6 protein-coding genes are annotated in these 10,479 nt (G+C 63.1%); 5 read left to right on the top strand and 1 reads right to left on the bottom strand.

Going from position 1 to position 10,479, the window contains the following annotated elements; translation table 11 throughout:
• Positions 1–242: 242 nt before the first annotated feature.
• From rpmH to mnmE, 5 genes are all read left to right on the top strand, one after another.
• On the top strand, positions 243–383 hold the full coding sequence (gene rpmH, locus AC1PLA_RS21150) for a 50S ribosomal protein L34 (protein ID WP_002805908.1): 141 nt from the start codon (positions 243–245) through the stop codon (positions 381–383).
• Between the two features lie 38 nt (positions 384–421).
• Positions 422–868: a ribonuclease P protein component gene (rnpA, locus tag AC1PLA_RS21145; RefSeq protein ID WP_039512801.1), complete on the top strand. Its 447-nt coding sequence runs from the start codon at positions 422–424 to the stop codon at positions 866–868.
• Between the two features lie 15 nt (positions 869–883).
• Entirely contained in the window at positions 884–2,605 is a 1,722-nt protein-coding gene (gene yidC, locus AC1PLA_RS21140) for a membrane protein insertase YidC (RefSeq protein WP_481105307.1), read from the top strand.
• Positions 2,606–2,698: 93 nt separating this feature from the next.
• Entirely contained in the window at positions 2,699–5,401 is a 2,703-nt protein-coding gene (locus tag AC1PLA_RS21135; RefSeq protein WP_481105306.1) for a polysaccharide deacetylase family protein, read from the top strand.
• A gap of 164 nt (positions 5,402–5,565) precedes the next feature.
• Positions 5,566–6,906: a tRNA uridine-5-carboxymethylaminomethyl(34) synthesis GTPase MnmE gene (gene mnmE, locus AC1PLA_RS21130; protein ID WP_481105305.1), complete on the top strand. Its 1,341-nt coding sequence runs from the start codon at positions 5,566–5,568 to the stop codon at positions 6,904–6,906.
• 102 nt (positions 6,907–7,008) lie between these two features.
• On the opposite strand, the gene AC1PLA_RS21125 is transcribed toward mnmE, so the two are convergent.
• On the bottom strand, positions 7,009–10,041 hold the full coding sequence (locus tag AC1PLA_RS21125) for an outer membrane beta-barrel protein (RefSeq protein WP_228600272.1): 3,033 nt from the start codon (positions 10,039–10,041) through the stop codon (positions 7,009–7,011).
• Between the last annotated feature and the right edge of the window lie 438 nt (positions 10,042–10,479).

Below are 10,479 nucleotides of genomic sequence, written 5' to 3'. Positions count from 1 at the left end.
CAAAGTATGATCATCTGTTGCTGGCTGCGGCGCGCAGAAAAGCGCCGTGCTCGCAGCCCGGTAGTGAAAAGAGGATGCGCCAGACTAGCACCGAGGGCAGGGTTTTCCCAGACTTATTCACAGGTCCATCCACAGGGCTAGACCGCCGTCACTACCGCTAGCGTGTCCAGGGAGTTGACCCGGCCGTTGGAGGCCCTATAGAATTGCTGGTTCTATTCGTCTCCATTCATGCAGAGGGCCCCATGGCCACCAAGCGTACTTTCCAACCCAGCAACCTCAAGCGAGCACGCGACCATGGCTTCCGCGCACGTATGGCAACTGCCGACGGCCGCAAGATCCTGGCTCGCCGCCGCGCCAAGGGCCGCAAGCGCCTGAGCGCTTGATTGCCGCGCCGCTCCCTGCGGCCGAGGCAGTCCCTAACGTGAACGCATCGAACCCGTGCAGGCGATTTCCTCGCTCTGCGCGGGTTCGTACGCGTGCGCAATATACGGTCGTTTTCGATACTGCACGTCGTACCTCGGACCCGTTGCTCAGCCTGCACTGGCGGACCGGCGATACGCCGCCGCGCCTGGGCATGGCGGTGTCGCGCAAGGTCGATACCCGTGCGGTGGGACGCAACCGGATCAAACGCGTATTGCGCGATGCCATGCGGCATCTGCTGCCCGAGCTTGCCGGCGGCGATTACGTGATTGTGGCGCGCTCCGCAGCCGCAAAAGCGACCAATCCACAGATTCGCGACGCCTTCCTGCGTCTGCTGCGCCGTGCCGGCGCATTGCCCCTGCCTGCTGCGCCCGGCACAATGCCGCCCGCCAGGACGATGCACCCATCCTCCCTTTCCCCGACAGAGCCGGAACCCAGTTCCGACTGAGCGAGTTGCTGCCCGATGAACCAGACCCGTGTTTTCCTGATTTTTGCCTGGCTGATGGTCGCGGCGCTGCTGTGGATGGAGTGGGGCAAGGACAAGGCCGCCGCCAATGCGCCGGTGGTTGCGGCGACACAGTCGGTGCCGGCTGCGCGCGATCTGGACGCTACGGCACCGTCGGCCAATGTGCCGGCGGCCCAGGCCATTCCGCAGGCAGGCGTGCCGGGCGCTGCACCGGCGACCAGCACGACTGCCGCGACGCCGGCCGCTGCCGGCGCCGCGCCGGTGATCACCCTGACCTCGGACGTGCTGCGCCTGAAGCTGGACGGCCGCAGCGTGCTCGATGCCGAACTGCTGCAGTTTCCGCAGACCAAGGACGGCAACGCGCCGGTCAGCCTGCTGACCGAAGATGCCGCGCACCCTTATAACGCCACCAGCGGCTGGGCCAGCGAGCATTCGCCGGTACCGGGCGTGGGTGGCTTCCGCGCCGAACAGCCGGGCACCGCGTTCGAACTTGCCAAGGGCCAGAACACCCTGGTGGTGCCGTTCGTGTGGAATGGCCCCAACGGCGTGTCGATTCGCCGCACCTTCACCCTGGAACGCGGTCGCTATGCGATCTCGATCAAGGACGAGGTGATCAACAAGAGTGGCGCGCCGTGGAACGGCTACGTGTTTCGCAAGCTGAGCCGGGTGCCGACCATCCTCAGCCGCGGCATGACCAACCCCGATTCCTTCAGCTTCAACGGGGCGACCTGGTACAGCCCGCAGGAAGGCTACGAGCGTCGCGCGTTCAAGGACTACATGGACGACGGTGGCCTCAATCGCCAGATCACCGGCGGCTGGGTGGCGCTGCTGCAGCACCACTTCTTTACCGCGTGGATTCCGCAGAAGGACCAGGCCTCGCTGTATGTGCTGAACCAGGACGGCCCGCGTGACGTGGCCGAACTGCGTGGACCGGCCTTCACCGTGGCGCCGGGCCAGACCGCGACCACCGAAGCGCGCCTGTGGGTGGGCCCGAAGCTGGTCAGCCTGATCGCCAAGGAAGACGTGAAGGGGCTGGACCGGGTGGTCGACTACAGCCGCTTCTCGATCATGGCCATCATCGGCCAGGGCCTGTTCTGGGTGTTGAGCCATCTGCACAGCTTCCTGCACAACTGGGGCTGGTCCATCATTGGCCTGGTGGTGCTGCTGCGTCTGGCGCTGTATCCGCTGTCGGCTGCGCAGTACAAGTCCGGTGCCAAGATGCGCCGCTTCCAGCCGCGCCTAGCGCAGCTGAAGGAGCGTTACGGCGACGATCGCGTCAAGTACCAGCAGGCGACGATGGAGCTGTTCAAGAAGGAAAAGATCAACCCGATGGGCGGCTGCCTGCCGCTGCTGATCCAGATGCCGATCTTCTTCGCGCTGTACTGGGTGCTGGTGGAATCGGTGGAACTGCGTCAGGCGCCGTGGCTGGGCTGGATCCAGGATCTGACCGCGCGCGATCCGTACTTCATCCTGCCGGTGCTCAACATCGCCATCATGTGGGCCACGCAGAAGCTGACCCCGACCCCGGGCATGGACCCGATGCAGGCCAAGATGATGCAGTTCATGCCGCTGGTGTTCGGCGTCATGATGGCCTTCATGCCGGCCGGCCTGGTGCTGTACTGGGTGGTCAACGGCGGCCTGGGTCTGCTGATCCAGTGGTGGATGATCCGCCAGCACGGCGAGAAGCCGAGCAAGATCATCCAGGCCAACGCCAAGTAAGCGCAGTTGCACAGAGCCCGCCGCAAGGCGGGCTTTCTGCATGTCGCCGCAGCTACTGTCTGCCCTGTTGTCTTCATCGCCAAGGACGCCGTCGTGATGTCATCGCCGCTGTATCGCCTGTTGCTGTGCGCCGCTTGCGCCGGAATGCTGGCGATGGCCGGCTGCGGCAAGCACACCGCCGGCGAGGCAGCGTCTGCCGCCAGCACCGCTGCGCCGGCCGCCGCTGGTGCGCCAGCCGAAACCGACAACGACGACGCACGCGCACTGATCGCGCAGCTGCGCGAGCAACTGGACCGGCATCGCCGCATCATCGTGTTGCTGGCCGACGCGGATGCCCAGACGCCACGCGATCGCGCCACCTCCAGCAGCGTGGGGCAGCAGCTGTTCCATGAAAACCTCCAGCAGCGCGAACGCATCGCTGCGCGATTCGAGACGGTGCTGACGTCGAACGCAGCGCGTCGCTTCGCAACGATCGCCACGGTGCTGGACGAGATCGAATCGGCACCGGATCTCTACGATGCCGACCGCCTGGCGTTTGCCGAAGTGTTGCGCGACCTGCACGCACGCATTGGCCGCGATTCGGCACTGCCGGCGGTGAAGCTGCATCAGCGCATCGGCGAGGATCTGGAAGCGCTGGACGAGATCGAGCGCAGTTACAACAAGGAACTGACGCAGATTTTCAGCCGCTTCGATCGCAGCCGCGCGATCGTGCCTAAGCGCGAGAAGTGGGACGACTACGTGGCGCATCTGCGCAGCCTGTACACGCGCGAAAAGATCCTGCGCGATCATGGCGTGGTGGAGCCGTACCCGTTCTCCGCGCGCGATAGCGACAGCGAGATCTTCGGCCGCGACCTGCCGCCCAAGACGGTGGTGCTGACCTTCGACGACGGCCCGCACAAAGCCTATACCGAGGAGATCGTGGCCATCCTCAAACGCTACGACGTGCCGGGCGTGTTCTTCGAAGTGGGCCACAACCTGGGCAGCCTGGACGCGCAGGGCAAGCCGACACTCGCGCCGCTATCCAAGATCAGCCACGCGCTGATGGAAGAGGGTTATGCGGTGGGCAACCACAGCCTGACCCATGCGCAGTTGTCCAAGACCACCGGCGATGCGTTGCGCAGCCAGGTGCTGGACACCGACACGTTGTTGCGCGCGGTGGACGACAAGCGTGCGCCGTTGTTCCGGTTTCCGTATGGGGCGCGCAATGCCGAAGGCTTGCAGCTGCTGGGCGAGGCAGGCCTGAAGTCGATCATGTGGAACATCGACTCGATGGACTGGGCCGACCCGGTGCCCGAGTCGATCGTGCAGCGCGTGCTCGACCAGGTGAAAAAGGAGCAGCGCGGCATCGTGTTGTTCCATGACATCCACGACCGTGCAGTGAAGGCGCTGCCGCAGATCCTGGATCGCTTGATCGCCGATGGCTACCAGTTCGCCGGCTGGAATGGCCGCGAGTTTTCGGTGGCGCACGCGCCCAGTGCGGCGGCCGAGGCGACCGTGACCACCGGCTACGCCAACTCCTGGGCGATCGTGATCGGGATCGACGACTACGCGCACTGGCCCAAGCTCGAATATGCCGCCAACGATGCGCAGGCCATCGCCAGCACCTTGACCGGCCCGTTGGGGTTTCCGTCCTCGCAGGTGATCGTGCTCAAGAACGGGCAGGCCACGCGCAACAATATTCTTGCGGCATTCCACGATCGCCTCGGCGAAGGACGCGCGCAGACCAACGACCGTGTGTTCGTGTTCTTCGCCGGGCATGGCGCCACGCGCCGGCTGGCATCCGGGCGCGACCTGGGCTACATCATTCCGGTCGACTCGGATCCGCAGCAACTGGCCAGCGATGCGATCGCGATGAGCGACCTGCAGAACATCGCCGAAAGCCTGCAGGCCAAGCATGTGCTGTTCGTGATGGATGCCTGCTATAGCGGACTGGGATTGACGCGCGGCGGGCCGACGCCCGGCGCCTACCTGCGCGAGAACGCACGACGCATCGCCCGCCAGATGCTCACTGCCGGCGGTGCCGATCAACAGGTGGCCGACAGCGGCCCGAACGGGCATTCGGTATTTACCTGGGTGCTGCTGCAGGCGCTGGCGGGCAAGGGTGACCTCAATGGCGATGGCCTGATCACCGGTACCGAACTGGCGGCCTATGTCGCACCGGCGGTGTCGGCAGTGTCGGCGCAGACCCCGGCGTTCGGCAGCCTGCCCGGCTCGCAGGGCGGCGAGTTCGTATTCCAGGTACCGAGCGGCGAAGAGTTCCTGACCGCCGGCACCGCGCAGCTATCTGCCGATGCGATCGCACTCAACGGACGCGTGGATGCGGCGCGTCCTGCCGCCGCGGCCAGCGGTGCTGCAACAGCTGCGGCGCCGGTGACGGTCAAGACGCTGCAAGGTGGCGAAGCCAGGCTGGTCTTGCCGACCGCGGTAAAGAGCAGCGACCGCCAACGTGCGCAGCTGGCCAACGAACGCGGACTGCAGTTGTACAAGGAAAAACGCTACGCCGAAGCGGCCGAGCAGTTTGCCGAGGCCTTGAAGCTGCGTCCGGACTTCGCCTTGGCCGCCAACAACCTGGGCTTTGTGTATTACCGCCAGGAACGCTTTGCCGAATCGGCGCGGTGGCTGGAAAATACCTTGAAAATCGATCCATCGCGTGCAGTGGCCTATCTCAATCTTGGCGATGCCTACGCAAAAGCCGGCGATCGCGACAAGGCGCGCAAGGCCTATTCCACCTACCTGGAATTACAGCCGCAAGGCAGCGGCGCCGCGCAGGCACGCATGCAGTTGCAATCGCTGTGATTCGCGGCGGCTGACGCAGCGTTGCGAACAGGCGTCAGGAGAGCGCGTGCCGCGATGGAGGCTTGATACACCAGGGACCCGGGCATCGGCAGGATGCCGCTGCCGGCCGCGCAGTCGCTGCATCGCCGCGCTTGTCTTCTTCAATCCACCTCAGAGCAATGCCCATGTCGTCTTCCACGTCTACCATCGTTGCCATCGCCAGTGCCGCCGGAGCCGGTGGGGTGGGGATCGTGCGCCTGTCCGGGCCGCAGGCGGTGCAGATTGCCGCCGGGCTGGGCGTTGCGCAGTTGCAGCCACGGCAGGCGCAGTACGCACGCTTTCGCGATGGGCAGGGCGAGGTCATCGACGATGGCATCGCGTTGTGGTTCAAGTCACCGCGCAGCTTTACCGGCGAAGACGTGGTGGAGCTGCAGGGACACGGCAGCCCGGTGCTGTTGCGGCAGCTGGTGGCACGTTGCATTGCACTGGGTGCGCGGCAGGCACGCGCGGGCGAATTCAGCGAGCGCGCGTTTCTCAATGGCAAACTCGATCTGGCGCAGGCCGAAGCCATCGCCGACCTGATCGCCGCCGGCGATCTGCGCGCGGCACGTGCTGCGCGCAGATCACTGGACGGTGTGTTTTCGCAACGTGTCGATGCGCTCAGCGACAGTCTCACCCGGCTGCGTATCCATGTGGAAGCGGCGATCGACTTTGCCGACGAGCCACTCGACACCCTGGGCGGGGCGCAGGTGCGCGACGGGCTACAGCAGGCGCGCGCATTGCTGGCACACCTGCTGCGCGATGCCGAGCGCGGGCGCAAGTTGCGCGACGGCCTGCACGCGGTGCTGATCGGCCCGCCCAATGCCGGCAAGAGTTCGTTGCTCAATGCACTGGCCGGTAGCGAGCGTGCCATCGTCACCGATGTCGCCGGCACCACCCGCGATACCTTGCAGGAAGCCATCCAGCTCGATGGCTTCGAACTCATGTTGGTTGACACCGCCGGTTTGCGCGAGGGCGGTGATGCGATCGAGCGCGAGGGCATGCGTCGCGCGCGTGCCGAGCTGCAGCGCGCCGATCTGGCGCTGGTGGTACTGGATGCACGCGACCCGCAAGCCGCGCGCGATGCGCTCGGCGATGCCATCGATGCGGTGCCGCGTCAGCTGTGGATCCATAACAAATGCGATCTGCTGGCCGGCCCCGCAGCGCTCGATCGCGACGCGGTCGCGGTCTCGGCGGTGACTGGGCAGGGACTGGAGCAGTTGCACGCCCGGTTGCGCGAGCTCGCGCTGGGCGACGGAGCGGACAGCGTGGAAGGCGAATTCTCTGCACGCACGCGGCATGTCGAGGCATTGCGCCGCGCCGAACAGCATGCAGACGCAGCGGATCTGGAGCTGGGCTTCGAACAACTCGAACTGGCCGCCGAAGAATTGCGCCTGGCACAGGAAGCACTCGGCGAGATCACCGGCAAGCTGAGCGCCGACGAACTGCTGGGCAAGATCTTTTCGAGTTTTTGTATCGGCAAGTGATGCGGCGCGGCACCACGTGCAGAGATGAATGCAGCATTCGCCAAATAAAAATCCGGCCTCTCACGAGGCCGGACATCGTATGTAAGACACGGATACTGCGACTTAGAAGTCGTAGCGAGCGGTCAACCGGAACGAACGAGGCGTCTGATAGTTCTGATCGTTCAAATAGTTCGGGCTGATCACATCGCGAGACGCTTCACTGAACTCGTTGTACTCGGTGACGCGGTCATTGTTGAACAGGTTGAAGACATCCAGCTTGATACGCAGCTTGTTATCAGCCCAGTTCGGCATGTACACCGCAGCCAGGTCGAACGTCCAGGTCCAGGGTGTCCGCCCCTCATCGCCACGCTGACGCAGCACACGCGTGCCTTCAGCATCCAAGCAATAGAAACTTGAACCACTGTAGTTGGTCAGCGTTCCTTGGTCGGGCTGCGGGATGTCGTCCAGCGGGATATAACCTTGGCAATTGACCGGACGGCCGGACTGCAGAATCAGGTTGCCGCCGAGCTGCCATTCCGGTGTGAGCGCGTAAGCGCCGAACAGCTTGAGTGTGTGCTGGCGATCGTTGGGTGTCGGCCCGTAGGTGCCGTCGGTGAACAGACGGTGGTCGAAGTCCTGCGTCAGGCCCGGATCTTCCTGCTCCAATGTGGAATTGACGTAGCCCTCCACATTGCCGCGCGTTCTGGCAAATGTATAGGAGCCCTGGAAATTGAATTTTTCCCCGGTGCGCTCCCAGAAGAACTCCAGTGCGGTGTGAATGCGCCGGTACTCGGGAAGGCCGAGATACGAGGCTGGCAGGGTTGCCAGTTCCACTTCACCATCGCCGTTCAAGTCGACATTGATGGTGACGTCGCTACCCGGATTCAGGAAGTAGCAGCTCGGGACCGAACTCGGATCAAAGTCGGTAAAGCCATTGTCTGCGGCCCAATCGATCCACGGATTGGTCGTGCAGGTATCGTCCATGCCCGATTTCACTTCGCGGCGGATCATACGTGCGCCCGCCATCCAGTTTTCCGTCAGCTGCAGTTGCCCACCCAGAATCACCTCGTCCTGATACATGGGCGAAAGATTGGTGGATGCAACCGAAGCCGGGTTTGGCGCAACCAGCGAGCCGTTGGTCTGAGTCGCACCGATCTGCGCGCCCTGGCCGACCGGTGTGCCGTCTGCTTCACTCCAGCCGTTGACGAAGTACCAGTTGGAGACCGTGGATTCGGCACCCGTTGCACGGATGCTTGAGTTTGTGGCGACCGGAATGTAGTACCGACCGGCAGTTCCGAACAGCTTCAAGCTGGCATCGCCGAGCACGTCCCACGAGAAACCAAGCCGTGGCGCGAGTTTGTAATCCGATTCTACCCAGGCGATACCGTCGCCGTTCTTGTTCTCGAACTTCTCGCCGCGCAGACCGAGCACGGCGAGGAAGTTTTCCGTTACCCGCCAATTGTCTTCGACATAGAAGGCGCTGTTGATGTTTTCATAGGTGGAGCTGCTGGTCTGATAGACACGGGAGCGCGCGTAAAGCGCACCACGTGGTACCAATTGACCATTCACCGTCCGCCCCGGCTGGCCAGCAAAAGCGCCAGTGGCCACGGCATTGCCAGGAACCGTGTAATACGCCCAGTTGATTCCGCCGGCGTAGGTCTGACCGCGATGACTGGACTCGTACTTTTCCTGATCCACACCAAAGCGCACGCGGTGGTCGCCCAACACCCACTCGCCATCAACGCGAAATGCCTTGCGGATGTCCTCGTCCGGCTCAGCATTGCGATCGGCAACCGTTGAGATCGTGCCAGGGTTACAGCCGATGTAGCGATCGACCACGCTGGTAGTCAGGCCGAAGCTGTAGGCCCACGGACACTCACTGCCGGCCGGATCGGTCGGCAGGCGTGAGTCAATGAGATTGCTCAGATAGCCGTATTGCGCCGACAGGGTGAAGTTGTCAGTGAAGTAGCCGGTGTATTTGAGGATGCCGACCTTGCCGCCGTTTTCCATCTCGTACTGTTCGATCGGCGCTTCGTGTCGACCGACGTTGTAACGGCTCTCGCCGTTGGCGTCCGGGTTGTATTCGTAGGTGCTGTACTTGGTTTTGGCCTGGTTGTAGATGCCGGTGAACTCCACCAGGTTGCTGTCGTTGATGTACCAGTCGAGTTTGACCAGACCTTGCGGCGTGGTGTCGCGCCGACGTTCGCTGTTGACCGATCTGAAAATATCGATCGTTTCGTTGCGGCCCTCGGCCATGGCGAAGAAGAACAATCTGTCCTTGATGATCGGACCACTCGCATACGCCGAATAGATGGTGCTGTCGAACTGGTTGTCGCTGCGATATTGGTAGAGCGGATCCGCAGCATCCGGATCACGATCACGCACGTTCTTGCCCTTCGCAGCCCCCCAATCCGGAGCCCACTCGACGCTGCCACCGTAATGCCAGTCATTGGAGCCGGACTTGGTCACGATGCTTACAATGCCGCCCAGCGAGCGACCGTACTCGGCCCCATAACCACCGGTCTTCACCTGCAGCTGCGCGATCCCCTGGAACGGCACATTGGCGAACGACAGGAACGTACGCATGTTGGTGACGTCGAAGCCGTTGATGTAATAGCCGTTTTCGGCCACTGAGGAGCCACCGAACGAAGCAAGATTGCCGTTGCCGAGACCGTTGTCGCCCAGGCCGCCATCGCCTCTGGTGGCACCAGGAGCCAGCAAGGCAACCGAGGAAACGTCGCTGGCCACAGGCAGCGAGATCATCTGTTCGGCCGTGAATACCGTGGTGGATTCCACCGAGGACACGTCGATGGGATTGAGCGCGCGTGTACCCACCACATTGATCCTGTCCAACTCGGTGGTTTGCTTCCCGAACAGCACCTGCGAGCCGCTACCGACCTTGACCTCGACCTCGCGGGTGACCCCGTCTGCGGTGATCACATATTTGCCCGGAGGCAGCTGACTGAAGGTGAATCGGCCATCGGCAGCAGCGGTGGCCGAGCGGCTTACACCTGTCTGGGGGCTTTGGATGGCAATGGTGCTGCCAGGCTCCACGCTACCGAAGATGGAGCCAACCGCGCTCTGTGCTTGCACACCGCCGGCAACGCACATGCTCAGCGCAATGCTCAACGCGCTGCGCGTGATGTTCTTCGACAAAGACCTACGAACCCCTGGACGTGTCATTCCTCTCTCTCCTGATGAAGTACCGTCACAACGACTGCAAACCGTAGAACCCAACTGCATTGCCGCAGCTGAGGGGGGGAGCCTCTTCGAAGGGAGCCGACCAGCCCAGCTCGTCACTTTCCTGAAGGGTGTCTGAAGATTAACCCAAGATTTACGGCCGTGTCATTTTTCGGGAACTTTTTCGTGAAACAGGGCTTACGGACCAGGACTTGCTGATCCGTTTCGTGTATGGCTGCTGGTCCGGTTGAATACGGATGTCGTCCGCGTCCCGGGTCCTGTACAGGCGACAGGTACTCGCTCTCCCAATAGTCATGAGCTGACCGATCAGCTAGGCGCAGCTAGATTGCGAAGGGGTCTTCACAGTACGGGCGGCAGTGAGACGACGATTGCCGTGAACGTGCCAGCGCCACG

Source organism: Xanthomonas sp. NCPPB 1826 (genome assembly GCF_056725285.1).
This window is presented reverse-complemented; position numbering and strand designations above follow the sequence as displayed.

Coding starts and splice junctions, on each gene's coding strand:
- rpmH (WP_002805908.1), top strand. CDS start 243: ATGGCCACCAAGCGTACTTTCCAACCCAGCAACCTCAAGCGAGCACGC.
- yidC (WP_481105307.1), top strand. CDS start 884: ATGAACCAGACCCGTGTTTTCCTGATTTTTGCCTGGCTGATGGTCGCG.
- mnmE (WP_481105305.1), top strand. CDS start 5,566: ATGTCGTCTTCCACGTCTACCATCGTTGCCATCGCCAGTGCCGCCGGA.